This window comes from Chryseobacterium amylolyticum (assembly GCF_051011775.1).
In the GTDB taxonomy this organism is placed as follows: Bacteria; Bacteroidota; Bacteroidia; order Flavobacteriales; family Weeksellaceae; genus Chryseobacterium.
Genome location: NZ_JBPCHX010000001.1, coordinates 437,046 through 463,969, shown reverse-complemented (window position 1 = coordinate 463,969; position 26,924 = coordinate 437,046). Strand labels below are relative to the sequence as shown.

Below are 26,924 nucleotides of genomic sequence, written 5' to 3'. Positions count from 1 at the left end.
CGATGAATCCGGTAGAAAAAGGTTATAAGAAGGTTAATGGAATCCAGTTATATTACGAAATTTATGGATCGGGAAAACCTCTGGTTCTGATTCATGGCGGAGGATCTTCCATTTTGTATGATTTTAGAGAAGTTATTGCAAGACTGGAAGGCAAATTCCGGCTGATAGGAATCGATTTACAGAATCATGGGAGAAGCGAGCACCGCTATATTCCTGAAACCTTTGAGCAGGATGCTGACGATGTTGCAGGACTTCTGGCAGAACTGAACATTGGTAAGGCGTCATTCTGGGGATTCAGCAACGGAGGAAGTACCGTAATGCAGATTGCTCACCGCCATCCGGGAATCGTTGAAAAACTGGTTGTTGCCTCAGCTTTCTACAAAAGAAGCGGAATGATAGACGGTTTTTTTGAAGGAATGCAGGAAGCCACCTTTGACTCGATGCCGGAACCTTTTAAAATTAATTTTTTAAGCCTCAATCCTGATTTTTCCAAGCTTGAAAACCTTTTTGAGAAAGACTGTACAAGAATGCAGACTTTTCAGGACTGGAATGATGAGGTATTGTCTTCCATACAATCACCCGCATTATTCATCAGTGGTGATCAGGATGTCATGAAGCCGGAACACGCTGCCGAAATGTGGCGGCTGGTTAAAGGTTCCCGTTTGATGATACTTCCTGCAACGCACGGTGTTTATATGATGCCGGATTTTGACGGAAGTATTGATACCCGCTTAATAGACTTCACCGTCAGAGAAGTAGAAAAATTTTTAAACCATTAAGCATTTTATATTCATATTAACTTAATTAATTCTTAATGGATCAACAGTAGAATCTATTTTTATAATAATAACTTTAAAATTAAAAGTCATGGCTAAATTAAATCCGTATCTGAATTTTGATGGAACAGCTGAAGAAGCGTTCAATTTTTACAAAACTGTTTTCGGTGGCGAATTCATAGGAGGAATTCATAAAATGGGAAATGCTCCCGGTACCGAAAATCTTTCAGAAGAAGAAAAAAACAGAGTGATGCATGTTGCCCTGCCTGTAGGAAACGATCTTTTAATGGCATCTGATATTGTACCTGGGTTTGGGCAGACCCTTACTGTGGGAAATAACAATTACGTATCTATTTTCCCTGATTCCAAAAGTGAAGCAGACAGAATTTTTAAAGAACTTTCTGAAGGCGGAAATGTGGAAATGCCTATTGAAGATCAGTTTTGGGGAGACTATTTCGGATGCTTCCAGGATAAATATGGTGTTCATTGGATGGTGAACTATAATGAAGAATACGCAAAATAGTACTATATTTAACTCATTATAAAAGAGGTGCCCGCTTTATGGGCAGCTCTTTGTTTAAACTTAAAAAAATCAGAACTATGGATCCAATTAAAATCGATATTACAATTTTAGCACCGGTGGAAAAGGTTTGGACTTACTTTAATGAACCCAAACATATCACGAAATGGAATTTCGCCCATGAAAGCTGGCACTGTCCTAGTTCTGAAAATAATCTTGAGGTAGGAGGTAAATTCAAAAACAGAATGGAAGCCAGAGATAAAAGCTTCGGGTTTGATTTTGAAGGAGTGTATGATGCAGTTATACCTCACCAGCTGATCAAATATCATATGGAAGACGGCCGGAAAGTAGAAGTTATTTTTGATAAAATAGATGACAATACAACGAAAGTGATTGAAATTTTCGATCCGGAAAAACAAAATTCTGTGGAAATGCAGAGAGATGGCTGGTATGCTATCCTTAATAACTTCCACAAGTATGTTGAGAATCATTAACAATATTTTTTGTAGCCATGATCAATTTAGTTATCATGTCAAAGAGTTTAAATTCAATGTATGCTTTTAATTATGACTCTAAAGAAGAATTTCTTCATGGGGTTATAGCAATACCGGCAAGAAGGGCTCTGGAAAAAGAAAAAATAAATTCTTTGGAAAAACTGTCAGATTATTCCGAAAAAGAAATCATGCAGCTTCATGGTTTCGGAAAAAATACGATGGTTAAACTGAAGAATTATATGAAAGAGCATCAGGTATGTTTTAAAGAGGCATAATAAGTTTTCAACCTGGCATTTCTACGGTGTCATTGCAGATAAGAAGCCACTTTCAGATGCAGAGGCATCATATTTCTTTGCTGTTATTTATGGTACAACTTTTCACGGTATCTTATTCGTTATGAAACGGAATGATCCATAAGGCAAATATAAAAATACATCTATCAACCCATTTAAATATAAAGTTATGAACAACGATATTTTTCCATGTCTCTGGTATGACGGAGATGCCAAACAATCTGCAGAATTTTACTGTAATGTTTTTGGAGGAGAGATCACAGCAGACACACCTGTCGTAATGAACATTGACCTGTTCGGACAAAGACTGATGCTGTTGAATGGTGGTCCGCAATTTAAAAAAAATCCTTCCATTTCTTTTATGGTAATCTGTGAGACGGAAGACGAAGTTCAAAAATACTGGGACCGGTTATTGGATGGCGGAATAGCCCTCATGGAACTGGGATCTTACTCATGGAGCCCGAAATACGGTTGGGTTCAGGATAAATACGGAGTAACATGGCAGTTATTCCTGGGAGAAAAAGCAAACGATCAGAAAATAATTCCTACTTTGATGTTTATCCATGGAAACAATGGAAAAGCTAAAGAAGCAATGCAGCTTTATACGCAGACTTTTCCCAATTCAAACATAGGAAACATATTAACGTATGGAGCAGGAAGTGAAGGACATGACATTCCGGAACCGGCAGAAAATGTTCAGCATGCTCATTTTGTAATTGATAACTACAGCTTATTCTGCATGGATAATTCCTATGATCATCCGTTTGATTTCAATGAAGGAATATCATTGGTGGTCATGACAGATGACCAGCCGCAGACAGATCATTACTGGAATACACTGACGGCAGACGGAGGAAGAGAAAGTATGTGCGGCTGGCTGAAAGATAAATATGGCTTGAGCTGGCAGATTGTCCCTAAAAAACTCATTCAGCTGATGAACGATTCCGATCAGGAAAAAGCCTACAAAGTAGTTCAGGCAATGATGAAAATGCAGAAAATCATCATTCAGGATCTGGAAGATGCCTATAACTCTTAATGTATTTCGGCGTATTGTTTGATGTGATTTAGAGAAAAAAGATTTGCATATGAAAACACAGAACAAATCAGACTCTAAGTCAAAGGTCCCTAAAGAAGGGCTGTTTCCGGAAATTATCCGGAATGATTATCAGGGAAGCCGGAAGCTGCAAGGAAAAAAAGCAGTGATTTCCGGGGGAGACAGTGGTATAGGACAGGCTGTAGCCGTTCATTTTGCCAGAGAAGGAGCAGATGTTGCCATTATCTATAAAGAAAGTGACGATGATGCCAGAGAAACCCGGAAACTGGTGGAAAAAGAAGGACAGAAGTGTATTCTGATCAAAGGAGATCTTACCAGGAAAGCATTCAGGACCAAGTGTGCAGACAAGATTAAAGCAGAGTGGAAGAGCCTTGATATTCTGGTCAACAACGCCGGAATACATACCTCGAAAACCAGTCTGGAAAAGATTTCTGATGAGCAGATTCAGGAAACATTTGAAACCAATATCATTTCCATGATTTCATTCACCAGAAACTTTCTTCCGCTGATAGGAAAAGGAGGACGTATTATCTGTACCACCTCTGTTACAGCCTACCGTGGAAGCGATCATCTGATAGATTATGCGGCAACAAAAGGAGCTGTTTTATCTTTTATCCGGTCTCTGGCAGACAACCTCGCAGAAAAAGAAATTCTGGTAAACGGAATTGCTCCCGGACCTATCTGGACCCCGCTGGTAAAAGAAGCTTTTGATGATCTTTCCACCTTTGGAAAAGATACCCCGCTGAAACGTGCGGGACAACCTTCTGAAGTAGCCCCGGCCTATGTTTTTCTTGCTTCAAAAGATGCAAGTTATATCACCGGAGAAATCATTCATATCAACGGCGGTGATTTTGTCGGAGGATAGATGAGAGGCCAGAGGCTGGAAGCTGGAAGCTGGAAGTTAGAAGTGATTGATCAGTAATTTCACTCACCCTCACCCTCAAACCCTTAAACCCATTACCCACCACTTAATACTTAAAAAATGGAAAAACTATCATACGAAATAGAAATCAATGCCGAACCTGAAAAAGTATGGAGCGTCCTGTGGGGGGATATTACCTACAGGCAATGGACATCGGCTTTTACGGACGGCTCTTTTTATGAAGGGACGCTGGATGAGAATAATATTGTTAAATTTCTTGATCCCAAAAACAACGGAATGTACAGCAGGGTAGAAAAAGTGATTCCTAACGAGGAAATAATATTTCTGCATCTGGGTGAGATTTACGATGGTATTGAAGTTCCTCAGGATTGGGGTGAGGCTACAGAAGCTTACTTCCTGAAGGAAAACGAAGAAGGGACTTTGCTGAGGACTGAGATTCAGACTCCTGCAGAATTTAAAGAATTTTTTGAGGAGAAATTTCCAAAAGCCATGTCACTTGTGAAGCACCTTTCGGAAAATCAGCTGTAGGAGTGGCAAAAAAAATAATACAAATCATAAAAATTAAAATATGGAAACTTTATCATACGAAACAGTAATTGATGCTCCCATGCAGAAAGTCTGGGATATTCTCTGGAGCCCTGAAACATATAGCGAATGGACCCGTTACTTTGGAGAAGGATCCGTCATGAAATCCGATTGGAAGGTAGGCGGAAAAACCTACTTTGTTAATGCGAGTGGAGAAGGTATGGTTTCTACCATAGACAGTCTTGATGAGCCGAGACAGGTTGTATTCAAACACCTGGGAATGGTAGATAAGGAAGGTCATGAAGATACACAGAGCAAAGAAGTAATGGAGTGGAGCGGCAGTTTTGAGAAATATTTCCTGATCGATTTTGATGGGAAAACAAAACTTCATACAGAGGTTCAGGTTGAAAAAGAATGGCAGGATCATCTCAATACAGGATTTACAAAAGGGCTGATGGTTGTAAAAAGCCTTGCAGAAGGAGTTAGCCTTGATTCAGTATAATATAATTCAATGTTTAAAGTTCAAGGTTTCAGGTTTACAACTGATACTTGAGTCTAATTCCTGCAACCTGCAACCTATCATTTATGAAACTACTTGTCATACTTTTCGCAACATGTATTCTGGCTTTGCTGGCAACTTTTCTTTTTCAGGGGAAACCGGATTTTATATTTTCGGGAAACCTGGGGATGGCTGTTTTTATCATCTTTACAGGCTTTTCACATTTTAAATTCCAAAAAGGAATGGCAATGATGATCCCTGATTTTATTCCTGGGCAACTGTTTTGGGTCTATTTTACAGGGGTATTGGAAATTGCGGCAGGGATTGGACTTATGATTCCGGCCATCCGCGAAACTACAGCTGTTTTACTGATCATTTTTTATGTACTGGTTTTTATTGCCAATATCAATTCCTCCAGGAAAAACATCAATATTTTTAAAGCAGATTACACCGGTCCCGGGATGAAATACCTTTATTATCAAAGAATTCCGATGCAGGTTATTTTAATAGCATGGACCTGGTATTTCGGAATTTATTTACACTAAAAAAGACAGTCGGGAAAGGCTGTCTTTTTTCATATTTATAATGTTTTTTTAATTAAGTGATAAAAAATTGTAACATTTTATAGGGATAATGTGTCTTATTGTATAAATGCACTTGATTTTATTATTTAAAAAAGTGCTTTCAATAACTTTTAACCTTAAAATATAAGTTATGAATTTACTGAATCCCAAAATTTTCGGTACAGCCTATATTGTACTGTCCACTATTATGATCAACGCACAAAGTTCTACTGCCAAACTGCCGGGAGATCCTACTTTGCCATCTTCCAAAGCCAATCTGGAAAAGCTTATTTCTTACGATAAAGGAAACTTTAAATACAAAGTTGAAGATTATTTTGCAAGGCCAAAAGCTTCAGCATTTAAAATCTCTCCTGACGGAAAGTATCTTTCCTACAAAGAAAAAGATCAGGATAAAAAAAATCACGTTTATGTTAAAGATCTTGGTACCGGAAAAATTACCAAAGCTATAGTTGAAAAAGATGACCTGATAAGAGGTTACGGATGGCTGAACAAAAAACGTCTTTTCTATACGCAGGATAGAGGGGGAAATGAAAATATTCACCTTTACGCTACAGATATAGATGGAGGCAATCAGAAAGATTTAACACCATTTGACGGTGTAAAAGTACAGGCCATTATTCCGGTTAAGGATACGGATTTCGTTGTGGTTACCATGAATAAGAATAACAAGCAGATCTTTGAACCCTTTAAAATCAATTTCGTTACCGGGGAAATGACCCAGCTGTATGAAAATAAAGATGTCAACAGCCCTATTGATGATTACCTTTTTGATAAAGACGGAAATCTGAGAGGATACAGCGTTCTTGAAAACGGATTAACTACTAAAACCTATTATAAGGATCTGCAGACCGGAAAATTCAATCTGATCAAATCTGCAGACTGGTCTGATACCTTCAGTATTATTGAATTTAATGAAAATTCTAAAAACAAAGACGAAGCGTATGTAGTAACCAATCTGGATAGCGATAAAGCGAGGATTGTACTGTATGATCTGAAGAAAAATGCTGTGATTAAAGAAATTTATTCCAATCCGGTATATGATGTGAGCTCAATAAGCACTGCGGGTAAAAACAGAAACTATGAGCTTGATTATATCAGCTATGAAGGAACCAAAGGAGAAACGGTTCCGGTAAGTAAATTTTATAAGGAAATACACGATAAATTAAAAGCTCAGTTCGGAGACAAAGAATTTGGAATTGCCTCTTCTGATGATAATAATGATAAACTTCTGATCGTCGTGGGAAGTGATAAGCTGTATGGAACCTATTATGAATACGATACCAAAACCAAACAGACCAAACTTCTCTACAATCTGATGCCTCAGCTGAAAGAAGAAGATATGGCTGAAATGAGACCTATCGAATTTAAAAGCAGAGACGGATTAACAATCCATGGATATATCACCCTGCCTAAGGCAGCATTGGAAGGAAAAAAAGTTCCTCTTATTGTAAATCCTCATGGTGGCCCTCAGGGAATCAGAGATAGCTGGGGATTCAACCCGGAAACTCAGCTGTTTGCAAGCCGTGGATATGCTACCCTTCAGGTTAATTTCAGAATTTCCGGGGGATACGGAAAATCATTCCAGAAAGCAGGTTATAAGCAGATCGGAAGAAAAGCTATGGATGATGTGGAAGATGGAGTAAAATACGCTATTGAACAGGGATGGGTAGATAAAGATAAAGTTGCCATTTACGGAGGAAGCCATGGAGGATATGCAACACTGATGGGACTGATTAAAACTCCGGATTTGTATGCGTGTGGAGTAGATTACGTAGGAGTTTCCAACATCTTTACTTTCTTTGATTCCTTCCCGGAATACTGGAAACCTTATAAAGAAATGGTAAAACAGATCTGGTATGACCTTGACAATCCTGAAGAAGCAAAAATAGCTAAGGAAGTTTCCCCGGTTTACCAGATTGATAAGATCAAAAAGCCTTTATTTGTTGTCCAGGGAGCCAACGATCCAAGGGTTAATATCAATGAATCTGATCAGATTGTAAAAGCGATGCGTGCCAAAGGATTTGAAGTTCCTTATCTGGTTAAATATGATGAAGGACATGGATTTGGAAAAGAGCCTAACAGGATTGAGCTTTATAAGTCAATGTTAGGATTCTTTGCTGAAAATTTTAATAAGTAACCTATAATTTTATAATGTGTGGATCGGAAGGCTCAGGTCTTCCGTTTCTTTTGTTATTGATTAGGTGGTGTTTGAATTCTTACGGAATGACAAGCTGTATGGATAAACTATCATTACAATTGTGTCATTCCGTAGGAATCTCAAATAACGTTAGAAATTGAGAATGGATAAAAGATCTTCATCAATCATCAATCATCAATCATCAATTACCAATTATCACTTACCAACTTAGCCCCGATAGCAGCGGTTACCCCGGAACATGAGTGGGAGAGTCGAAGGGTAAGAGTGTGGGATGGCCTGGCATGAGGAGTATGAGCGGATAGCGGGAAATAGCTCCCTTAAACATAAGTAATGAGTAATGAGTAATGAGTAATCCGGGAATAATTGAGAAGATAAAAAACCGATGGATAAAAGAAAAACTGAATTGTAAGAAAAATATTTTAAATTTATTAAAGTAAAACCAAAAGACTAACCGTCATATCAGTATGGAGGTTGTCGAAAAAATAACAATGCCACAGAAGGAGAAAGAAAGCATCATCTCACAGACCGTTTCCAACTACGGAGGGAAGCTGATGTCTTATATTCGTCCGAAAGTGAAAAACGCGGAGGATGCGGAAGATATCCTGCAGGAAGTGTGGTATCAGTTCAGTAGCCTTACGAATCTTTCTGAGATCGTAAACGTTGGAGGCTGGCTGTACAGGGTGACGGCAAATAAAATTACTGACCGTTACCGTAAAAAGAAAACAGAAAATCTTGAAGATTTCGTATATGAAGACGAAGACGGCGAATTCTCTATCAAAGATATCCTTTTGATGGACGAAAGCGCAGGCCCTGAAGTAAAGATGTTTCAGGATGAAATCTGGAAAAAACTGTTTGAAGCGCTTGATGAACTTCCCGAAAAACAAAGGCTGGTCTACGTAGAAAACGAACTGAACGACAAAACCCTCCAGGAGATCGCCGATGAACAGGGAGAAAACATCAAAACCATCATCAGCAGAAAAAACTATGCTGTGAAGCACTTAAGAAACAGATTGAGAAAATTATACGAAGATTTAAAAAGTTAGAAAAAGAAATTATGAATCATAAACACAAAAAGGGTTGGATTTTTTTATTGTTATGCCCGCCATTAATTTTAACTGCCGTTACATGGATTGTAATGATGCTTTGGAACGCTCTCCTTCCTGAGATTTTAGGAGCGAAAACGATTACTTTCTGGCAGGCAATGGGAATACTGATCTTAAGCAAAATTCTTTTCGGAGGTTTTCATTTCGGAAAAGGAGTGAGAGATTTCAAAGAAAGAAAAATGAGGGAGAAAATGGCAGGTTTGTCTCCTGAGGAAAGAGAGAAATTCAAGGAAATCTGGAGAAACAAATGTTCCGGAGGATTCTTCAACAGAAATAACGAATAATTTAAAAATTTGAAAGAAGTAGTAAAGTAAAATTAAAATTCATTCGTCTCTATAAAAAACAAGAAGTAGTAAAATTTAAAATTTTGAAAAAATGAAAAATTCAGCATTAAAAGGAGCTCTTGGAGCACTAGCCGTTGTGGGTGTAGCCTTAATTGCTAAAAAAGCCGCACAAAGAAAAAGATTTATCAAAGGTATTTTTGACGAATACGGAATCAAAGAAAAGTCCCCTTTCGGACTGGCAGATAAGATCAGGGAAATGAATGACGAAGACTATCAGGAACTGAAAGGAAAGTTCAAAAAAGAATTCGGTTCAAGATGCTGCAGAAAAGATAATACCTGCGAAGCATAATACATAAGAACTAAATTGAAATTGTTTAATTCCGGCGCGGGAAGCTCTGCTTCCCGCGCCGGAATTTTTTTATTTAAACAGTTGTATAAGCTTTTTTAACGCTACATTTGTATGAAAAAATAGTTCGGTTATCATGAAGTTCAGGTATATTTATATTGCATTGCTGTCTGTTTTCTCCATCATCATCTATGGACAGAATTCTCAGCAAAAACATTATATTTTCTTTCTGCATAATAAATTTCTGGAAGGCCATTCTCTGGAGGAAAAGCATCCAAAATACGGAGTGGCAGAATATGAAGCAATACTTCATCAACTAAAGGATAACAATACGGTTGTGATTTCTGAAAAAAGAAAAGCAGATACGGATCCTTCAGTGTATGCTCAGAAAGTGGCAAAGCAGATTGACAGTCTTATGAAAAAAGGAATTCCTGCTGGAAATATCACGGTAGTAGGCACTTCCCAGGGAGGATATATTGCGCAATATGTGTCTTATTATAAGAAAAATCCGCAATTAAAATTTGTAATTATCGGTGCCAGTTTTAAAGATGATTCTTTGGAAAAAGATAAAAATTTCAGGCTTTATGGAAAAATACTTTCCATTACGGAAAAATCTGATGACGGACATATTCCGATATCGCATGAACAGCGGTTCATCAGATCTCATATTAAAGATTTTAAGGAAATAGAACTTAATACGGGGCTGAATCATGGTTTTCTTTTCAAGGCGCTCAATGACTGGATTGCTCCGGCTAAGGATTGGGTTTACCGCAAATAGATAGTGGTGGTCTATTATCATTTAGTGGTTGTCATTGAAGTTGCTGCGAAATGATCTGCGTAATTTGTAAAATCTGTGGAATACAGAGTTGAGATTCCTTGCTATTACTCGGAATGACAGGGAAACTGTTGAAAATAACCGTTTCATTTTTAGAGAAATATAATTTTATCGGAGATAAAATCTTTGCGCCTTAAAAATATACAGATTGTTGTGAAAATCCTTAGCGTCTTTGCGATTTTCCAACCAATAGATACGAGCTATATTGAGATTGCTTCACCTTCGGTTCGTAATGACTTTAAGATCTGTTTTTTTCTGACAAAATTTACCGTAAACATCAAACACAAAGAAAAATAAATCCTTATTTTTGTATTGCTCAATGAAAGATTATTATTATTTTCTCGGTATATCACAGGATGCTTCAGAAGAAGACGTCAAAAAAGCTTATCGGAAGTTATCTTTAAAATACCACCCGGATAAAAATGATAATGATGATTTTTTCGCAGATCGCTTCCGTGAGATTCAGGAGGCTTATGAAACATTGAGTGATCCGGCGAGAAGACGTACCTATGACCAGAATTTAGAAAGTCACCAGCGAAGTTTCAGATATAATATTCCACCTGCTATCAAAACTTTTACAGCGAATAAGATTCATGCGAAAAAAGGACAGGAGATCATCATCAACTGGCAGACGAGTAATGCCGATGTGGTGAAGGTATTGCCTTTCGGGTTAGAGAAACCATATGGAGAAAGGATCTTTAAGATCACAGAATTTAAAGATGGAAAATTCCAGCTTTTGCTTCATGCAACAAATTCTCTTTTGCACAAAACGGTTGTTCAGGGAATCACCATCACAGAAGTTTTTGAGAACGATTCTGAAAAATTCAAAAATTCGGTGGAAGAAATGTTTAAGCCACAGCCCGCAACCCGGATTAACAAATTCGGCCAACCTAAAATAATGATGCTGATCTGGGGCATTATTATCCTGGCGATTGCAATCTATATACTGATAAAAAGCTTCGACTAGCTATGCCATTTTCTTTCTCCCTGGGCATTTTTTACATCTTTTTCCTTTCTTGAATTTTTTACAGCAAGATTTCTTTTCACAGAACATCTCTTCGTTATTGAAAGAGTAAGGTGCCAAAGGCGGAACTTTAAATGGGACTATCATATTCATGGTGCAAATATATTAATTTAGAATAAATATAATTAATAAAATTTCATAAAATTCTTAGAACCTGATGAATAGCAGTCAGAGCTTGTTTTAAAGATTTTAAAAGGCTTAACGTTGAATGGCAGATAAATCCCAGTATTGATATAAAACACATGCTGAATAAAATTTATTTTACAGATTCTTTTTTAATATAAGTTCAATCAATAAGGTTGAGTTTATTGATTAAATACATTGATTTGATAATGTATAAAATACTGGATTATATACGAATTGATAATTTGTTTTATGTATTATGTACTGAATAATGGTTATTGTTGATAAGATTGATGTAAACCTTATCATAAATTATGAAATGCAAATTGTGAGAAAAGTCACAAATAGATGTGTGAATTATCACCTTGGCAGTACTCTTGTGAAATCGTCCAAAAAATTGTAATTTTACCCATCTTTTTACAAACAAAATCTAATAAATAAAAATGAATACAGAACAGTTTGTGAGCCGCCACATTTCTCTTAATGAAGCCGATAAACAGGCGATGTTGGAAAAACTTGGCGTTTCAAGTATTGAAGAGTTAATTTCTCAGACTATCCCTTCTTCTATCCGTTTAGAGAAAGATCTTGAGATCTCGAAACCACTTTCTGAATACGAAATGTTGAACCATTCAAAAGAATTGGCATCTAAAAATACAGATTATACAAGTTATATCGGATTTGGATACCACAATACACTTTTGCCTTCAGCAATCCAGAGAAATATTTTTGAAAACCCTAGCTGGTATACGGCATATACTCCGTATCAGGCAGAAATTGCACAGGGAAGGCTTGAAGCTCTTCTTAATTTCCAGACTGTAGTATGTGACCTTACAGGTTTTGCATTGGCGAACGCATCGTTATTGGATGAATCTACTGCTGCCGCAGAAGCCATGCACATGTTCTTCAATAACAGGTCTAAAGACCAGAAAAAAGCAGGGGCTAATAAGTTCTTCGTTTCTGATCTTGTTCTTCCTCAGACCGTTTCTGTATTAAAAACAAAAGCTGAAGGATTAGAAATTGAAATCGTAGTTGGAGATCATAAAACACACCAGTTTGATGCTTCTTACTATGGAGTTTTATTACAATATCCTGGTAAAAACGGAATCGTTTTAGATTATACTGAAGATATCGTAGAATATAAAAAACTTGACCTTCAGGTAGCAGTGGCTTGTGATCCTCTTGCTTTGGTTAAGCTAAAGTCTCCTGCAGAGATGGGAGCTGACTGTGCTGTAGGAACTACACAGAGATTTGGTATTCCATTAGGATACGGAGGCCCTCACGCAGCGTTCTTCGCTTGTAGAGAAGATTATAAAAGAGATATCCCGGGAAGAATCATTGGAGTTTCTCAGGATATGTACGGAAGACGTGCATTAAGAATGGCATTGCAGACAAGAGAGCAGCACATCAAAAGAGAAAAAGCTACTTCAAATATCTGTACAGCTCAGGTTCTTTTGGCAGTAATGGCAGGGATGTATGCTGTGTATCACGGTCCGAAAGGATTAAATTATATCGCTGATCAGATCCACTTTAAAGCAAACGCCTTGAAAGGAGGTCTTAAAGCATTAGGGTATCAGGTAGTAGAAGAGCCAATCTTCGATACTGTAAAAATCACGATGCCTGAAGAAGAGAAAGCTAAATTAGTAAGACTGATGCTGGATCACAGACTTAACCTAAACTATTTCACAGAAGGGGTAGTAAGTATTGCGATCAACGAAAGTACAACATTAGAGAAATTAAACTATCTGATGGCTTCTTTCGCTCAGTTTAAAGACAAGCAGACTTTCAAATTAGAAATTAAAGAAGGATACAGCATTCCTGAAGAAAATCTGAGAAAAGACGAGATTCTTACGGAAGAAGTATTCAACAAATACCATACGGAAACAGAACTGATGCGTTATATCAAGCGTCTTGAGAGAAAAGATTTATCATTGACACACTCTATGATTTCTTTAGGATCTTGTACAATGAAACTGAATGCCGCAACACAAATGTTACCGCTTTCATGGGAAAACTGGGGAGCTATTCACCCATTCGTACCTGTAAACCAGGCTGAAGGATATCAGGAAATGATCCGTGAACTGGAGAAAGACCTGGCAGAAATTACAGGTTTTGCGGGAACTTCTCTTCAGCCAAATTCCGGAGCTCAGGGAGAATATGCAGGATTAATGGTCATCAGACAATATCATATCTCAAGAGGAGACCACCACAGAAATGTAGTATTGATTCCTCAGTCTGCACACGGAACAAACCCGGCTTCTGCTGCTATGGCAGGAATGAAAATCGTAGTCGTGAAAAACCTTGAAAACGGGGAAATCGACTTCGAAGATCTTAAAGCTAAAACAGAACTTCATTCAGAGAATTTATCGGCTGTAATGATCACTTATCCTTCTACTTACGGATTCTTTGATGCCAATATTAAAGAAATTACCAACCTTATCCACGAGCACGGAGGACAAGTATATATGGATGGTGCAAACATGAACGCTCAGGTAGGATTTACAAGTCCTGGAAACATCGGAGCAGACGTTTGCCACCTTAACCTCCACAAAACTTTCGCAATTCCTCACGGAGGTGGAGGTCCTGGAGTAGGCCCTATCTGTGTTGCTAAACACTTAGTGCCATTCCTTCCTTCCAATGCGAATATCAGAATCGGTTCCAAAGAAGCAATCGACGGTATTTCTGCTGCACCTTACGGTTCAGGACTGATCCTTAACATTTCTTATGCTTACATCAAAATGTTAGGAACTGAAGGCCTTAAAAAGGCTACAGGACATGCTATCCTTAACGCTAACTATCTGAAAGAAGTGCTGGCAGAGCATTTCCCGATTTTATATTCAAATGAAAACGGAAGAGTAGCTCACGAATGTATCGTAGACTTCCGTCAATTCAAATCTTTAGGAATTGAAGTGGCTGATGTGGCGAAGAGATTAATGGATTATGGGTTCCATGCTCCTACCGTTTCTTTCCCGGTTGCAGGTACATTGATGATTGAGCCTACAGAATCTGAAAGCAAGGCTGAAATAGACCGTTTTGCAGAAGCATTGATCTCTATCAAAAAAGAAATCGATGAAATTGCCAACGGAGAAGCAGATGCAACAAACAATGTATTGAAAAATGCTCCCCATACAGAACAACTGGTGATCTCAGATTCATGGGATAAACCATACAGCAGAGAAAAGGCAGCTTATCCGTTAGAGTGGGTAAGAGACCACAAATTCTTCGCTTCTGTATCAAGAGTAGATGAAGCGTACGGAGACAGAAACTTGGTTTGTACTTGTGAGCCGATTGAAGCTTATATGTAATCTCAGTTTTTAACTATAAAAAATCCCTCTCAGTAATGAGAGGGATTTTTGTTTTTATTGAGTATTTTCTGTGCAGTAATCGTCATTGCGGGCGTAGCGAAGCAATCTCTTTAACGCAAATGTCGCGAGAATTTCCGACAACTAATTGTTTCAATGTTCGCAGAGGCATTCCACTCAGCAAGCTTAAACGATGTGTTTTTCCGACAAATTACGAGCCTTGAACGTCAATTGTCATTGCGAGCAAAGCGAAGCAATCTCAAAACAGAAATGATTTTTTATTTCCTTTTAATTAATTCTTCAAGCCTGGTCATCATATCATCCTTTTCTTTCAGCATTCTTTCGTAAAGTGCGATTTTTTCTTCATGAAGCTGGATGATTTTATCAATAGGATTATAATTGTTGACAATCACACCTGTTGCATTGTCATGAAAATTACTTGAAATAATATTTATAGCCTGTTCCTCATCAAAATTCTGGAATGCTTCCACAGGAATTTTTAAAACCTCAGAAATCTTTTGAAGGAGCGGATCTTCAATGGTTTCTTTCTGTTCCAATAAAGAAATTTTCTTCTGGTTCCAGTCATCACCTAAATCCAGCGCTAAAGCTTCCTGTTTGATGCCCAGCATTTCTCTGAATCTTTTAACGTTTCTTCCCTGATGTATCTTTTGTTCCATTTGTGGTTTTAAGCTTATTTGAAGGTTTATGATGAGTAAAGATAGAAAATTGTGGTGATATTAAGAGGTGATACTGAAGATTTGTACTGAATTCTTTTTAATTAAAACAAAATCACCTCCCGGTTTTCGGGAGGTGCCTAGTATTTAAATTCCGGTTTGTTATCTTCGTTTAAAGCTATACGCCAGCAAAATAGCAAAGCCCATAGTAACGCAGGTTATAATTGAAATGGTTTCAATGGAAATTCCACTTTTCATCTGTGTGTTTTCTTTTTCACATGAAAAAAAGAATAATAATGTCAAGAACAGACATACCGATAGTAATTTTTTATTCATAAATGTATTTATTTGGTTACGAAATATTTAAAGCAAAAACTATACCGGATTTGTAGACTTTTAAAATGTGTTATTGAGTTTTTTCGTTATGACAAAAAGTTAATTTTATGGACAATATTTTTTATTAATCCACGGTTTCCAAAATAGCAAAGGGAATGATTGATCAAAAATGCTGAAAAGGGGAGTAGATTACCGAAGAACTCTTTAAAATAAACCATGGTAATAATGAAAAAAATGACAGAAAAAAGATTTAGTTTCCATAGGTAGACTTTATAGGTCAGTATTTTGTTGTTTTCATCATAGGTGAATTTTCCGGTATCAATTAAAGATAAATAATCCCAATTGGATCTTTCTTTGAAAAAACCTTCATTAAAAGAAACAAATCCAGGTCCGTAAAGAATATTTTGAACCTTTTTCTTACTTAAAAGATCACGTACTGTGCAGGTAACCTGATCCGAGGTTTTATCTTTTGTGATTTCTCTCTCAAAAGTATAAGTAAACGGGAACATATAATTTTAGTCTTTGTTATTTGCTTTTCCTTCATTCCAATAATAGCTGTCCGGATAGCTTCTGGCTCCGAAAACAGCAGTTCCTACCCGTACAATGGTGGCGCCTTCTTCAACAGCTGTTTCCATATCTCCGCTCATTCCCATGGAAAGCTCTTTCATTTCTACATTGGGGATATTTTCACGGATGATCTCCTGCTGAAGATTTTTCAGGATTTTAAAGCATGCTCTTACTTTATCGGTCTCAGCACTGAACAGGCCAATGGTCATCAATCCCTTTATTTTTAAGGTAGAGTAGCCGGCTATTTTCCGGATAAGCTCAATAGCCTCATCAGGATCAGCTCCAAACTTACTTTCTTCATCAGAAGTATTTATCTGAATTAAAACATCCATCGTTCTGTTTTCAGCCAAAAGTCTTTGATGAAGCTTTTCTGCCAGCTCAAGACGATCCAGAGACTGGACGCAGGTGACATCGTATTTCAGGATATCTTTAATCTTATTGGTCTGGAGATGGCCTATAAAGTGATTTTCATGAGGAATGTTTTTCAGATCTTCATATTTCTCCTTCAGTTCCTGTACTTTATTTTCTGCAATTAACGTCTGTCCGTTTTCCAGAGCAATTTTAATACGGTCTGGTGAAACAGTTTTGGTAGCAAGTAATAACTTTACATCATCAATATTCCTTCCGGATTGTTCACAGGCCTTTTTTATTCTTTCATTGATAACGGCGAGGTTGTGGAGAATATCTTCTTTCATGATGGGATGGTTTCTTTGGCCTCCAGTTTTTTAATTAAAGCAGCTTTAACGGCAGTTAAGGCATTATCTTTCGCTTCAGCAAAAGAAACAGAATACTTTCTTTCAACGCTTCTCATATCTTCAGGAAACTGACCCAGTAATTGATCGTAGAAAGTGTCAAGAGTCTCAGCAGAAGGCATTTCATAGTTGATCTTCAGCTGGAAACGCCTTAAAAGGGCAGTATCAATGATTTCAGGGTGGTTGGTAGCGCAGATGAGAAGTGCATTTTCAGGGTAATAGTCTATCAGCTGAATCAGGGTATTAACCAGTCTTCTCATTTCCCCTACATCTTTATCATCACTTCCTCTTGCTTTCCCGATCTGATCCAGTTCGTCCAGAAAAAGTACAGACCTTTCCCTGGCAGCTTTATCAAAAATCATTTTAATATTCTGTGACGTTTCCCCAATGCGCGACGAAACAATATTGCTCAGGTTCAAAATAATAATATTTTTTCCCAGAGCATTGGCAACGGCCTTTGCTGTCATTGTTTTTCCGCATCCGGAACTTCCCTCCAGTAAAATCTTATGGTTAACCGGAAGATTATATTCCTGCAGTTCTTTAACATATGTATGCTCTTTGATGAGCTGTACAAGCTGGTCTCTGTTTTTTGTATCGAGAAATACCTCGTTAAGGTTTACCTGTTCTTTATCCTGAATAATAAGGTTGTACAGATTCATGATGATAAATAAATTATTGAATAGACAAAGATAAAGCTTTGTTGAATGTCAAAAGGAATCCTGAATCATAATAAACATCTGGTCCAACGCATAGAATGATAAATGATGAATGGAATCAGTGGTTAACGAACAAACCAGCATATTCTGTACAATCTTTCTAAAGATCTGTGAAAATCTGCGAAATCTGTGGGAAATACACCTCTACGTTGTTACAGGACGGAACATAAAAAAATAAAGCCAGACTTGCGGCCGGCTTTATTCATTTGGATATTAAAATTTGTTATGAAACTAAGATCTTTCTGCTTATGTTTTTGGACCCTTTTACCCGATGGGTAAAAGAGCAATCCGATTTCTCAGACTAAAAACATAAAACAATATAATTAGTATAGATATTCTATAGGCTTGCTTTATTTAATATTAGTTTCTTTCTCTTCTTACTGTCATGAAATATGAAGTAATTACTACTAAACCTGTTGCGATACCGATATAAGTTATCATTTTGTATTATTTTTAATTATTTGACTTTTTTTTATTAATTTTTCAATTGCAATATTACTATTTTCAAATCATGTGCCAAAGTAAAATATTATGATGTTTATCAGTGTATTACGGTGGTTTATGTTTATTATTTAGTTAGGTTTTGTTTACATTAAATTAATGTGTTATTGAGAATTTATTAATACTTTTATTGTTCTTTCTGTAAAATTATGTGAAAACGTTAACCGTTTCCTGGCTTCTATATCGGACTTGATAAAACAAATAATAAATAATGCTTCGCATAATATTGTTTTTAAATGTCATTTTTGACTGTAGATTTTTCACCTGAAATAGATTTTTGTGTTAAGAAAATTTATTGTTGGTTATAATTTTTGTGCTGGAATTTTTGTCAGTTGTGACATTTTATGACATAGAGTGATATTAATTTTATGACACAGTTGAATCATAATAAGACCTGATGGCATATTTTTTTACGTCAGATAAGCGTATGGAAAAAATGAGAATAACTAAAAAATAAAGCACTAACAATTACTTAAGTGCCTTTAGAAAGTATTTTTGCTTATTAATGTTTTGAAAAGGCCGGAACCTCATCAGATACAGAAATGCCAATTGCCATCAGGGTACGAACTATAATAACTTTTCTCATTTGGGAATTCTCCGGAAGCTTTCACTATTTTTGTACAAAGAATGAATTTATGGGACGCAGTTATATTTTCCTTGCTCTGGCAATTATATTTGAGATCATCGCTACTACTTTCCTGAAAAAGTCTGAGGAATTTTCCAAACTATGGCCGTCTGTAGTAACAGTCATCGGATATGCCTGCGCTTTTTATTTTCTGAGTCTCACCCTTCGTCAGATTCCTGTAGGAATTACTTATGCTATCTGGTCCGGAGTAGGAATTGTCTTTATTACGGTGATCGGTGTTATTGCATTCAAACAGGTTCCGGACCTGCCGGCTATAGTTGGTATTGTCCTGATCGTACTGGGGGTGATTATTATTAATGTATTTTCAAAAATGGGAGCTCATTAAAAAATGATCTCCTGATGCTTTTGCATCTGTTTCCAATGTTTAGATCGTGTTTTGTACAGGAAGAATTTTCCCAGTTTATATTTGAACTTTAAGTATCCGCGGAACTCGATACCGTCAAATAATGTAAAGGGAATGGCCGGATTTTCCTCTAATGACTGTCTGATCCCATTACTGAATACAGTAGGTCCTGTAGTAGAATGTATATCATGTGGATAGCGGTGGCTGTTTATATTATCCATCATCAATTCCAGTGTTTTCTTTAGGAAAGGATGATTTTTATTGAAAATAAGTGCCCATTGAACATACAGGTTTTCATGTCTTTCTACACTGATTACGGCTTCATCATTATCCTTAATCAATTTTCTGAATGGTTTGATAATACTGCTGTCTACATCCAGATATATCCCTCCTTTCTTATATAAAACCGCATATCTGAAAAAATCAGCTTTTGAAGCACCAATCCTCAGTTTGCGATAAGTTTCAATATAGTGGGGAGGAAATTCTTCTTCAAGGAATTTTTCTATATCCTGATCATCATAAAAGTAATACTCATATTCAGGATTCTTTCTTTTCATATTCCAGATATGATAACGCGTAATCAAAGGAAGTTTTTTAGTGATAAAAGTCTGAAATATCTGTTTGGGTACAGCCATATCCTATTTTTAGTAAGTTCTTATATTAAAATCCTGAAATCATTTTCATCAACCATTTGCATGAGAGGTAATAAGATTTTTTCATGAAAGAGAATCCCCTGAATTTGTATTTATGAAGTTTTGATTATATTTTACCGGAATGGTTAAATACTGAAAAGGGGAAATTTTAATTTTTTTTTAATCTCTCTGATAGTGAGACTTTAATAATAAGTTCAGACATTAAGAAATTTGATTTAATCTTTTAAAGGTTGAATGATAGACTGAAAAAAGTTGAAAGTAAAAATCCTGTCATAGAAAATGTCCAGACAGTTCTCAATAATAGCATCAGTATAGCCGGCTGTGTCCAGAGTACATGTTTCCTCTACAAAGACAAACCAGAGCTCTGAGAGTCCGTATCTCCTTCTGAACGCTTCTGAATGATTACTGTCCGGTACTGTAGCGTGTTTAAGATCACAAAACAGAATTCCTTTTTTATTACCATTATGTTCTACGATATTAATAGGATGATGAAGATAACTGATGATTTTCATTTCTGGGTCGAAGCATTCTGTGAAATGGTGCAGATCAATAAGTTGTATTACTTTTTCTTCCTGTTGAGATTCTGTCATAAAAAAGCATTCTGATGATATTTCCTGAGTCAGTTCATGAAAAGCTTTTAATTCCATATGTGTGCATTTTATAGTACAAAGAAATAGAGAAAAGTATCTGGCAGATTTGTTTTTATACGAAATGGCAGGTATTTTATACCAAAACCGGAAGTATAATCATTGGTATAATAAAATACAGGTTTTGTATAATAAAATAGTTGTAGTTTCCGTTATTCTCTATTTTTGTTAATGATAAAATGAGCCTATCCTATGAAATACAGTCCGTGGAAATTTGAAGAAACCTTTGTAATGGATTTTCTGGTGGAAGCGAGATATGGGTTCCGTAGACATCTGCTGTTTCTCATTTTCTTTTTCTTTCTGATATACAGCGCAAGATTCTGGCACTGGTATTCCGGGATATATCAGTATTATGTTTTATTTTTTGTGTATACCATACTGATTACAATGGTTTACATTAATATCTATGTATTGGTTCCCAGGTTCTTCTTTAAAACGAAATACATCACTTATCTTGTTTTGCTTGTCCTGATGGGAGTGGCGGGAATCAACCTTATCGGATATAGCTTTAAATGGCTGTTCGATGATTTTAGGATTAAAAATATTCTCAGAGAAAATGAAAAAGGAGGGATTTATGAAGGCATGCTGATGTGTATCCCGATTATTCTTACAACCACTACCATAAAACTCCTGCAGAAATGGATCAGTGATAATAAAAGAATTAATGAACTGAGCAGTCTCACCCTGAATATGGAACTCAATGAGCTCAGAAACCAGATCAATCCACATTTTCTGTTTAATATGCTGAATAATGTAAAGGCCCTGATCAGGACGGACCCGGCCAAAGCTTCAGTGGTGATTGTAAAACTTTCCGAGTTTCTCAGATATCAGCTGTATGAAAACAGTGAAGAAAAAACATTACTGATCTCAGAAATAGATTTTCTGTCCAACTTTTTAAATCTTGAAAAAATAAGACGTGATCACTTTTCTTTTGGTATTCAGACTGATATTGATAAAAGAATTGTCAACAGTACCTTTATTCCGCCGAACCTGTTTACCACTTTTGTAGAAAATGCTGTTAAACATAGTGTAGACATCAGTGGAGGAGAATCTTACGTGAATATCAAAATAAATATTGAGAATAAGCAGCTTCATTTTATGTGTGTAAATTCAAGAAGCGATGGTTATATTGTTCAGGATAAAAAGAACAGCGGGCTCGGGCTTGCCAATATTACCAGAAGGCTTGAACTTCTTTATGGTGATACTTTTGATCTGCAGATAGAATCAGGAGATAAAGAATATATTGTAAATTTAAAAATTCCCGTATGATGAATTGTATTATAGTTGATGATGAACCTTTGGCAAGATCAGAAATGAGATCGCTGATCACTGAAATTTCCGGCATTGATGTCCTTGGGGAGTTTTCCAGTGCTCCATCTGCCCTTGAATTTCTTAAGAATAATGATGTAGACCTTATTTTCCTGGATATAGAGATGCCTATGGTGACCGGTCTTGAGTTTGCTGAAATGCTTCCAAAAAAATCACTGATCATCTTTACGACGGCCTACTCCCAATATGCCTTAAAAAGTTATGAGCTGGAAGCTGTAGATTATCTTTTGAAGCCTATTGATCCCCAAAGGCTGGAAAAAGCAATTGACAAGGCCATCCTTTACACAGAACTGTTATCTAAAGATACAGTAAAGAATACGGTAGAATCTAATACTGCAGACTTTTTGTTTATCAAAGCCGAACGCAGGTTTTACAAAATTAATTTTTCCGATATTAAATTTATAGAAGGACTTAAAGATTATGTTGTGATCCATACCCAGCAGCAGAAGCTGATCACTGCTATGAACCTGAAAACCATTCATCAGAAAATTTCAGGTGAAACCTTCATCAGGGTAAGTAAATCTTACGTTGTCAATATGAACTATATTGATTCATTTGATAATCATAATATCTACATTGAAGACTCTGAAATCCCGCTTGGGGAAGTATACAGATCAGAATTCTTTACAAGATTTGCCGGCGGGCTTCTCAACTCAGACTGATGGATGAGTAATAAGCAATAAGCAATCAGTAGTTTAATGATCTATGTATGAAAAAGATATGCATATTCATCAGTATAAACCCGTGTAATCTGCGGTTAAAAATTATTCAATAGAACCGGGATTTAGCCCGTTAAATAAATCAAACTCTTCAGCGGCTTTAGCCAAAACTTAAAATAGTTGCTTATCAATAAAGCTTCTGATCCTTTTCACAAAAGAAGCTCCTTCTTTTTCCGGCACCTGTCTGTTTTTTGATCAGCTTCTGTCCGCAAACCGGGCATACAGATTTGGTATGTACCAGCCAGTGTTTTTTCAAAACAAACTCCCTTTTCCATTTCAGAAAATCAAAACTGTAATTTCTGGCTTCAGTAATAAGCTCTTTCCTTTTTTTAGCCGGGAGATTGCCCAACAGACTTTCAGGCTGCACTCCAATTCTGAAAAGGACTTCATTTTTAATAATGTTGCCTACACCTGAAAAAATATCCTGATTCATTAAGGCATCGCACACCATCATTTTCGGATTCGATTTTAGTTTTTCTTCAGCTTTTTTCGGATTCCACTGATCACTCATAACGTCAGCTTCCCAATCAATGGCGGAGAGAAATTCCAGATCTACAGACTTTACCGAGCAGGTGTAAAAATAGATGCTTCCGGTTGGGAAAAACAATGCCAAACGCAGGCTTTTATCCGGTTTGGTCTGCTCATCAATACCGTAAGAGCCAAACATTAATAAATGGATCCGGATGGCAGCTTTCTCAAAAACAAGGTAAGTCTGCTTTCCAAAAGTACGGATTTCGAGAAGGGTCTGCCCGATAAAAGAATCTTTTTCAAATTTGGCATTCCCTGAAACTTCTGTCACTTGCTGGCCCGCAAATGGCTGCAGGCTTTCTTTCATTAATATGATGGATGGACCTTCAGGCATAAGTTTGTTTTGAGATAAAGATTCAAATAGTATTCCATTATCTGAATCTTCACCCTAAAACAAACTTATGTAAGCATCACTGGTATCAGTTATGCTTTTGCCCTACAAAACGGATAACAGAACCTGTTCCGTTATGAAACAAGCCTTCCCTGAGTTCGATTTCTGTTTCTTTTAATTCTATAATATCGTAATCCGGGAAGTCCGCTTTGATCTCATCAATAGAAAATAAGGATTCAACATCTTTGGGTCCGCCTACTTTCTCATTCCTGGCGATATATTCAAGATGGTTTTTACTGAAAGCTTCGAAAATAATAAATCCGCCTTTACGGAGATATTGATTCAACATCTGATGGATAGAAGATTTAACACCAGCCGGAAAATGAGCGTAGATAAGTGCAATGACATCAAACTGCTCTTTTTGGTAATTCAAATCAGAAAGTTCCCCAACCTGATAATCAATTGCGGTTCCCAGTTGCTGAGCAAGCTGCAGCGCTTTATTTCTGCCATTGGCACTGATGTCAAAAGCTGAAACCTGCCAACCTTGTGTCGCTGCAAAAACAGCATTTCGTCCTTCGCCTTCTGCAGGGAAAAGTATAGTACCGGGTTTTAATTGACTGAGTTGCTCCCTCAGGTAATTATTCGGTTCGGTTCCATACGCAAACTCTTCGCTGCTGTACCTTTCATCCCATCTGTTGAGCCATGTGTTGTCTTTCATTGTAAAAGAATTTAAAATTTGCATGAAGAAGAATCAAAAGTATTCTTCAGTTATATTAGTTGCATCAAATGTAAAATATTTCTTCAAGCTTCCGGTCTCTAAAAAACGTTTATCATAATAGATTTTTTGAATGAGAGATCTGTCCAATAAAAATCTAAATACTATTCCGTACAATTAAAATTTGAAGTAATTTTGAAAAATGATGAATTTAAACCACATTTTCACCAATCAACGTACAGGAAATAATCCGCAGACCAAAGCTTCAAGAACTGATTTTCAAAGGGATTTCGATAGGATTATCTTCTCTTCTGCCTTCAGGAGACTGCAGAATAAAACCCAGGTTTTTCCTCTTCCCGGCAGTGTTTTTGTACACAACAGACTTACACACTCGCTGGAAGTTTCGTCTGTAGGAAGAAGTTTAGGAAGTATTGTAGGTGAATTTATTGCTGAAGATTTTAAAAATGAACTGACTGAGGATTCAAAGAACTTTTATCTCCATAATTTAGGAAATGTAATAGCTGCAGCATGTTTATGCCATGATGTGGGAAATCCTGCTTTCGGACATTCCGGGGAAGATGCCATTGCGAGCTATTTTGAAAGAAATGAAAAAGATCTGAAATCTAAATTCAATGAGAAAGAGTGGGCAGATCTGGTTAATTTTGAAGGTAATGCCAATGCGATCAGAGTGCTGGCACAGCAGCAGCAAGGGAAAGATGCCGGAGGTATTCAGCTTACTTTCTCAACGCTGGCAAGCATTGCAAAATATCCGTGTGAGGCTGTAGCCAAGAAAAAAGGAATTATCCACAGAAAGAAGTTTGGGTTTTTCCAGAATGAAAAGGATATATTTCTGGAGATTGCCAAAGGAACCCGGCTTATTGCTGAAAGTGAAGAACCTCATATTTTCAAAAGACATCCTTTCGTATGGCTGGTAGAAGCAGCAGATGATATCTGCTACAATATCATTGATATGGAAGATGCTCACCGACTGGGAATTGTATCAACAGCAGACTGTAAAAACTTATTTTTCGAGCTGGTAAAATCTGAAACCGATGATGTTCAGAGAATTGAGACAAAATTAAGCTCTATCTCCAATGAAAATGAACAGATTTCGTATTTAAGGGCAAAAGTGATTAATGCTTTAATCAATAAATCAATTGAGATGTATAAGCATAACTTTGAAACCATTCTTGAAGGAAATCTTGGCAACGGTTTACTGGACATCTATAAAAAAGAAAATAAGGCACTTCAGGATATTGAGAGTTTTTCGGTAGAAAAAATTTATAATCATAAAGCGGTTGTTGAAATTGAAAATGCAGGATATAATGTGATGTATGAATTGCTGGATCACTTTATTCCTTCCATTCTGAAGTCTGGCGACAAAAGAAAATCTTATGACGAAAAAGCTTTGAAATTAATTCCAAAGCAATTTATTTACAATGACGGAACGGACTATCAGAAAGTGCTCGGGGTTATTGATTTCGTCTCGGGCATGACTGATAATTATGCTACCGATCTGTATAGAAAAATTAAAGGAATAGACATCGGAATGACCGTGTAAATTCTATTTATTGTAATAATTCAGAAGCCTCTTCGATTAATGATTTCATTAAAGTGGAGGCTTTTTTGTGCTTTAAAACCGGAGCAATCTGGCCGGACCAGAAGAATACCAGATCATTTTTCTGTTGTTCCAAAGCTGCTTTTCTCAAGGCTCCCATGAAGTGAGCCTGCAAAGGAAACGGCAGTGTTTTATCAGTTGCAGTCAAAACATCCTGTGTAATTTTTGTCGTAATTCCGCGCCCTAATCTTCCTGTGTACGCCCTGGTAAGAGTGGTAGATTTTGCAGCTGCGGAAAATAACAATTCTTTGTGAACGGGTAGCGCCCCGGATTCTTCCGTTGCAAGAAAAGCTGTTCCAATCTGTACTGCTTCTGCTCCCAACTGGAAAGCACCTGCAATACCAGTGCCGTCAGCTATCCCCCCGGCGGCAACTACAGGAATCTTTACGCGATCCCGGATTAATTGAATTAAAGCAAAAGTTCCCGTTGTAGAAAGTTCAGACCTGTCAAGAAATGAAGGTCTGTGACCGCCGCTTTCAAATCCGGAGGCAACAATGATATCCACTCCGGTTTTTTCCAAAGCAACAGCTTCATCCAGTGTCGTCGCATTTCCCAACACAACAGTTCCCTGATGATGAAGATCTTCGATGATGTTTTCATTCAGCAACCCAAACATAAAGCTGAAAACTTTAGGTTTGATGTCAAAGATCACTTCCAGCTGATTTTGGAATCTCGATTCAAAAAAGGGTGGAGGTGCCGGAATATTTATATCTAAAAGGTCAAAATAAGGTTTGAAAGTTTCAACAGCCTTCTGATATTGCTCTTTTGTGTGTCTTTCGTCAATGATATCGTGATCGCTTACCCACAAATTGAGATTGTATGGTTTATCAGTTTTCGACTGTATTTTATGGTGAATGTCATAGATTTCCCGGGGTGACAAAGTATAGGCTCCGAAACCTCCCAGTCCGCCAAGATTACTCACTGTAGTTGTTAGCTCAACAGTAGAAAAATCTCCGCCAAAAGGACCCTGGAAGATAGGGTATTCAATCCCGATTAATTCTGTAATTCTATTTTTGTTCCACATGCTTTTCGGTTTAGATTAAAAGATT

At 37.0% G+C, this 26,924-nt stretch carries 28 protein-coding genes; 20 read left to right on the top strand and 8 right to left on the bottom strand.

Annotated features, from left to right (window positions below):
• Positions 1–2: 2 nt before the first annotated feature.
• The 16 genes from ACR1PO_RS02070 to gcvP all read left to right on the top strand — a co-directional run bounded on the left by ACR1PO_RS02070 (position 3) and on the right by gcvP (position 14,803).
• Positions 3–779 (top strand): alpha/beta fold hydrolase, encoded by a 777-nt coding sequence (locus ACR1PO_RS02070; protein WP_332387542.1) that lies wholly within the window; start codon positions 3–5, stop codon positions 777–779.
• A gap of 88 nt (positions 780–867) precedes the next feature.
• Entirely contained in the window at positions 868–1,299 is a 432-nt protein-coding gene (locus ACR1PO_RS02065; protein WP_433985650.1) for a VOC family protein, read from the top strand.
• A 77-nt stretch (positions 1,300–1,376) separates the two neighbouring features.
• Entirely contained in the window at positions 1,377–1,790 is a 414-nt protein-coding gene (locus ACR1PO_RS02060; RefSeq protein WP_332387541.1) for an SRPBCC family protein, read from the top strand.
• 35 nt (positions 1,791–1,825) lie between these two features.
• The gene (locus tag ACR1PO_RS02055; RefSeq protein ID WP_433985649.1) at positions 1,826–2,065 is read left to right on the top strand and encodes a helix-hairpin-helix domain-containing protein; all 240 of its coding nucleotides are present in this window, start codon (positions 1,826–1,828) and stop codon (positions 2,063–2,065) included.
• Between the two features lie 187 nt (positions 2,066–2,252).
• Positions 2,253–3,119, top strand: a complete 867-nt coding sequence (locus ACR1PO_RS02050; RefSeq protein WP_433985648.1) for a VOC family protein — start codon at positions 2,253–2,255, stop codon at positions 3,117–3,119.
• A gap of 49 nt (positions 3,120–3,168) precedes the next feature.
• The gene (locus ACR1PO_RS02045; protein ID WP_332387536.1) at positions 3,169–4,002 is read left to right on the top strand and encodes an SDR family oxidoreductase; all 834 of its coding nucleotides are present in this window, start codon (positions 3,169–3,171) and stop codon (positions 4,000–4,002) included.
• A 117-nt stretch (positions 4,003–4,119) separates the two neighbouring features.
• Positions 4,120–4,548 (top strand): SRPBCC domain-containing protein, encoded by a 429-nt coding sequence (locus ACR1PO_RS02040; RefSeq protein ID WP_332387535.1) that lies wholly within the window; start codon positions 4,120–4,122, stop codon positions 4,546–4,548.
• A gap of 40 nt (positions 4,549–4,588) precedes the next feature.
• Entirely contained in the window at positions 4,589–5,047 is a 459-nt protein-coding gene (locus ACR1PO_RS02035) for an SRPBCC family protein (RefSeq protein WP_332387534.1), read from the top strand.
• 83 nt (positions 5,048–5,130) lie between these two features.
• Positions 5,131–5,589 carry a DoxX family protein gene (locus ACR1PO_RS02030; protein ID WP_433985647.1) on the top strand — a complete coding sequence of 153 codons (459 nt, stop codon included), beginning with the start codon at positions 5,131–5,133 and terminating at the stop codon, positions 5,587–5,589.
• Between the two features lie 169 nt (positions 5,590–5,758).
• Positions 5,759–7,765 (top strand): S9 family peptidase, encoded by a 2,007-nt coding sequence (locus ACR1PO_RS02025; protein WP_433985646.1) that lies wholly within the window; start codon positions 5,759–5,761, stop codon positions 7,763–7,765.
• Between the two features lie 509 nt (positions 7,766–8,274).
• Positions 8,275–8,829, top strand: a complete 555-nt coding sequence (locus ACR1PO_RS02020; RefSeq protein WP_332387532.1) for an RNA polymerase sigma factor — start codon at positions 8,275–8,277, stop codon at positions 8,827–8,829.
• Between the two features lie 11 nt (positions 8,830–8,840).
• Entirely contained in the window at positions 8,841–9,173 is a 333-nt protein-coding gene (locus tag ACR1PO_RS02015) for a hypothetical protein (protein ID WP_433985645.1), read from the top strand.
• 91 nt (positions 9,174–9,264) lie between these two features.
• On the top strand, positions 9,265–9,522 hold the full coding sequence (locus ACR1PO_RS02010; RefSeq protein ID WP_232719747.1) for a hypothetical protein: 258 nt from the start codon (positions 9,265–9,267) through the stop codon (positions 9,520–9,522).
• Positions 9,523–9,655: 133 nt separating this feature from the next.
• Entirely contained in the window at positions 9,656–10,297 is a 642-nt protein-coding gene (locus ACR1PO_RS02005; RefSeq protein ID WP_433985644.1) for an alpha/beta hydrolase family protein, read from the top strand.
• A gap of 376 nt (positions 10,298–10,673) precedes the next feature.
• Positions 10,674–11,321: a J domain-containing protein gene (locus ACR1PO_RS02000; protein WP_433985643.1), complete on the top strand. Its 648-nt coding sequence runs from the start codon at positions 10,674–10,676 to the stop codon at positions 11,319–11,321.
• A gap of 623 nt (positions 11,322–11,944) precedes the next feature.
• The gene (gene gcvP / locus ACR1PO_RS01995) at positions 11,945–14,803 is read left to right on the top strand and encodes an aminomethyl-transferring glycine dehydrogenase (RefSeq protein WP_433985642.1); all 2,859 of its coding nucleotides are present in this window, start codon (positions 11,945–11,947) and stop codon (positions 14,801–14,803) included.
• A gap of 275 nt (positions 14,804–15,078) precedes the next feature.
• On the opposite strand, the gene ACR1PO_RS01990 is transcribed toward gcvP, so the two are convergent.
• From ACR1PO_RS01990 to ACR1PO_RS01980, 3 genes are all read right to left on the bottom strand, one after another.
• Positions 15,079–15,477: a helix-turn-helix domain-containing protein gene (locus ACR1PO_RS01990; protein ID WP_332387525.1), complete on the bottom strand. Its 399-nt coding sequence runs from the start codon at positions 15,475–15,477 to the stop codon at positions 15,079–15,081.
• A gap of 848 nt (positions 15,478–16,325) precedes the next feature.
• Complete coding sequence (locus ACR1PO_RS01985) at positions 16,326–17,072, bottom strand: YggS family pyridoxal phosphate-dependent enzyme (RefSeq protein WP_332387524.1); 747 nt, start codon at positions 17,070–17,072, stop codon at positions 16,326–16,328.
• Entirely contained in the window at positions 17,069–17,788 is a 720-nt protein-coding gene (locus ACR1PO_RS01980) for an AAA family ATPase (RefSeq protein WP_433985641.1), read from the bottom strand. Before ACR1PO_RS01980 ends, ACR1PO_RS01985 begins: the two co-directional genes overlap by 4 nt.
• A 1,193-nt stretch (positions 17,789–18,981) precedes the next feature.
• Between ACR1PO_RS01980 and ACR1PO_RS01975 the strand changes: the two genes are divergently transcribed.
• Complete coding sequence (locus tag ACR1PO_RS01975; protein WP_332387522.1) at positions 18,982–19,317, top strand: DMT family transporter; 336 nt, start codon at positions 18,982–18,984, stop codon at positions 19,315–19,317.
• Here ACR1PO_RS01975 and ACR1PO_RS01970 read toward each other — a convergent pair.
• Positions 19,314–19,970 carry a glycosyltransferase family 32 protein gene (locus ACR1PO_RS01970; RefSeq protein WP_433985640.1) on the bottom strand — a complete coding sequence of 219 codons (657 nt, stop codon included), beginning with the start codon at positions 19,968–19,970 and terminating at the stop codon, positions 19,314–19,316. The genes ACR1PO_RS01975 and ACR1PO_RS01970 overlap by 4 nt on opposite strands.
• Before the next feature lie 233 nt (positions 19,971–20,203).
• A complete protein-coding gene (locus ACR1PO_RS01965) occupies positions 20,204–20,635 on the bottom strand; it encodes a hypothetical protein (RefSeq protein WP_433985639.1) in 432 nt (143 codons plus the stop codon).
• Positions 20,636–20,827: 192 nt separating this feature from the next.
• On the opposite strand from ACR1PO_RS01965, the gene ACR1PO_RS01960 reads away from it, so the two are divergent.
• Both ACR1PO_RS01960 and ACR1PO_RS01955 read left to right on the top strand, forming a co-directional pair.
• Entirely contained in the window at positions 20,828–21,904 is a 1,077-nt protein-coding gene (locus tag ACR1PO_RS01960) for a sensor histidine kinase (protein ID WP_433985638.1), read from the top strand.
• A complete protein-coding gene (locus ACR1PO_RS01955) occupies positions 21,904–22,626 on the top strand; it encodes a LytR/AlgR family response regulator transcription factor (protein WP_332388048.1) in 723 nt (240 codons plus the stop codon). The genes ACR1PO_RS01960 and ACR1PO_RS01955 overlap by 1 nt, the downstream gene beginning before the upstream one ends.
• A gap of 184 nt (positions 22,627–22,810) precedes the next feature.
• On the opposite strand, the gene ACR1PO_RS01950 is transcribed toward ACR1PO_RS01955, so the two are convergent.
• Together ACR1PO_RS01950 and ACR1PO_RS01945 are read right to left on the bottom strand one after the other, a co-directional pair.
• Complete coding sequence (locus ACR1PO_RS01950; protein ID WP_433985637.1) at positions 22,811–23,545, bottom strand: DNA-formamidopyrimidine glycosylase family protein; 735 nt, start codon at positions 23,543–23,545, stop codon at positions 22,811–22,813.
• 85 nt (positions 23,546–23,630) lie between these two features.
• A complete protein-coding gene (locus tag ACR1PO_RS01945) occupies positions 23,631–24,260 on the bottom strand; it encodes a class I SAM-dependent methyltransferase (protein ID WP_433985636.1) in 630 nt (209 codons plus the stop codon).
• Positions 24,261–24,462: 202 nt separating this feature from the next.
• Between ACR1PO_RS01945 and ACR1PO_RS01940 the strand changes: the two genes are divergently transcribed.
• Positions 24,463–25,818 (top strand): deoxyguanosinetriphosphate triphosphohydrolase, encoded by a 1,356-nt coding sequence (locus ACR1PO_RS01940; RefSeq protein ID WP_433986069.1) that lies wholly within the window; start codon positions 24,463–24,465, stop codon positions 25,816–25,818.
• Between the two features lie 7 nt (positions 25,819–25,825).
• On the opposite strand, the gene ACR1PO_RS01935 is transcribed toward ACR1PO_RS01940, so the two are convergent.
• Positions 25,826–26,899 carry an NAD(P)H-dependent flavin oxidoreductase gene (locus ACR1PO_RS01935; protein ID WP_433985635.1) on the bottom strand — a complete coding sequence of 358 codons (1,074 nt, stop codon included), beginning with the start codon at positions 26,897–26,899 and terminating at the stop codon, positions 25,826–25,828.
• Positions 26,900–26,924: the final 25 nt, after the last annotated feature.

Excerpts from the sequence above, each read along its gene's own strand:
- ACR1PO_RS02070 (WP_332387542.1), top strand. The coding sequence starts at position 3 with ATGAATCCGGTAGAAAAAGGTTATAAGAAGGTTAATGGAATCCAGTTA.
- ACR1PO_RS02065 (WP_433985650.1), top strand. The coding sequence starts at position 868 with ATGGCTAAATTAAATCCGTATCTGAATTTTGATGGAACAGCTGAAGAA.
- ACR1PO_RS02060 (WP_332387541.1), top strand. The coding sequence starts at position 1,377 with ATGGATCCAATTAAAATCGATATTACAATTTTAGCACCGGTGGAAAAG.
- ACR1PO_RS02055 (WP_433985649.1), top strand. The coding sequence starts at position 1,826 with ATGTCAAAGAGTTTAAATTCAATGTATGCTTTTAATTATGACTCTAAA.
- ACR1PO_RS02050 (WP_433985648.1), top strand. The coding sequence starts at position 2,253 with ATGAACAACGATATTTTTCCATGTCTCTGGTATGACGGAGATGCCAAA.
- ACR1PO_RS02045 (WP_332387536.1), top strand. The coding sequence starts at position 3,169 with ATGAAAACACAGAACAAATCAGACTCTAAGTCAAAGGTCCCTAAAGAA.
- ACR1PO_RS02040 (WP_332387535.1), top strand. The coding sequence starts at position 4,120 with ATGGAAAAACTATCATACGAAATAGAAATCAATGCCGAACCTGAAAAA.
- ACR1PO_RS02035 (WP_332387534.1), top strand. The coding sequence starts at position 4,589 with ATGGAAACTTTATCATACGAAACAGTAATTGATGCTCCCATGCAGAAA.
- ACR1PO_RS02030 (WP_433985647.1), top strand. The coding sequence starts at position 5,131 with ATGAAACTACTTGTCATACTTTTCGCAACATGTATTCTGGCTTTGCTG.
- ACR1PO_RS02025 (WP_433985646.1), top strand. The coding sequence starts at position 5,759 with ATGAATTTACTGAATCCCAAAATTTTCGGTACAGCCTATATTGTACTG.
- ACR1PO_RS02020 (WP_332387532.1), top strand. The coding sequence starts at position 8,275 with ATGCCACAGAAGGAGAAAGAAAGCATCATCTCACAGACCGTTTCCAAC.
- ACR1PO_RS02015 (WP_433985645.1), top strand. The coding sequence starts at position 8,841 with ATGAATCATAAACACAAAAAGGGTTGGATTTTTTTATTGTTATGCCCG.
- ACR1PO_RS02010 (WP_232719747.1), top strand. The coding sequence starts at position 9,265 with ATGAAAAATTCAGCATTAAAAGGAGCTCTTGGAGCACTAGCCGTTGTG.
- ACR1PO_RS02005 (WP_433985644.1), top strand. The coding sequence starts at position 9,656 with ATGAAGTTCAGGTATATTTATATTGCATTGCTGTCTGTTTTCTCCATC.
- ACR1PO_RS02000 (WP_433985643.1), top strand. The coding sequence starts at position 10,674 with ATGAAAGATTATTATTATTTTCTCGGTATATCACAGGATGCTTCAGAA.
- gcvP (WP_433985642.1), top strand. The coding sequence starts at position 11,945 with ATGAATACAGAACAGTTTGTGAGCCGCCACATTTCTCTTAATGAAGCC.
- ACR1PO_RS01990 (WP_332387525.1), bottom strand. The coding sequence starts at position 15,477 with ATGGAACAAAAGATACATCAGGGAAGAAACGTTAAAAGATTCAGAGAA.
- ACR1PO_RS01985 (WP_332387524.1), bottom strand. The coding sequence starts at position 17,072 with ATGAAAGAAGATATTCTCCACAACCTCGCCGTTATCAATGAAAGAATA.
- ACR1PO_RS01980 (WP_433985641.1), bottom strand. The coding sequence starts at position 17,788 with ATGAATCTGTACAACCTTATTATTCAGGATAAAGAACAGGTAAACCTT.
- ACR1PO_RS01975 (WP_332387522.1), top strand. The coding sequence starts at position 18,982 with ATGGGACGCAGTTATATTTTCCTTGCTCTGGCAATTATATTTGAGATC.
- ACR1PO_RS01970 (WP_433985640.1), bottom strand. The coding sequence starts at position 19,970 with ATGGCTGTACCCAAACAGATATTTCAGACTTTTATCACTAAAAAACTT.
- ACR1PO_RS01965 (WP_433985639.1), bottom strand. The coding sequence starts at position 20,635 with ATGGAATTAAAAGCTTTTCATGAACTGACTCAGGAAATATCATCAGAA.
- ACR1PO_RS01960 (WP_433985638.1), top strand. The coding sequence starts at position 20,828 with ATGAAATACAGTCCGTGGAAATTTGAAGAAACCTTTGTAATGGATTTT.
- ACR1PO_RS01955 (WP_332388048.1), top strand. The coding sequence starts at position 21,904 with ATGAATTGTATTATAGTTGATGATGAACCTTTGGCAAGATCAGAAATG.
- ACR1PO_RS01950 (WP_433985637.1), bottom strand. The coding sequence starts at position 23,545 with ATGCCTGAAGGTCCATCCATCATATTAATGAAAGAAAGCCTGCAGCCA.
- ACR1PO_RS01945 (WP_433985636.1), bottom strand. The coding sequence starts at position 24,260 with ATGAAAGACAACACATGGCTCAACAGATGGGATGAAAGGTACAGCAGC.
- ACR1PO_RS01940 (WP_433986069.1), top strand. The coding sequence starts at position 24,463 with ATGAATTTAAACCACATTTTCACCAATCAACGTACAGGAAATAATCCG.
- ACR1PO_RS01935 (WP_433985635.1), bottom strand. The coding sequence starts at position 26,899 with ATGTGGAACAAAAATAGAATTACAGAATTAATCGGGATTGAATACCCT.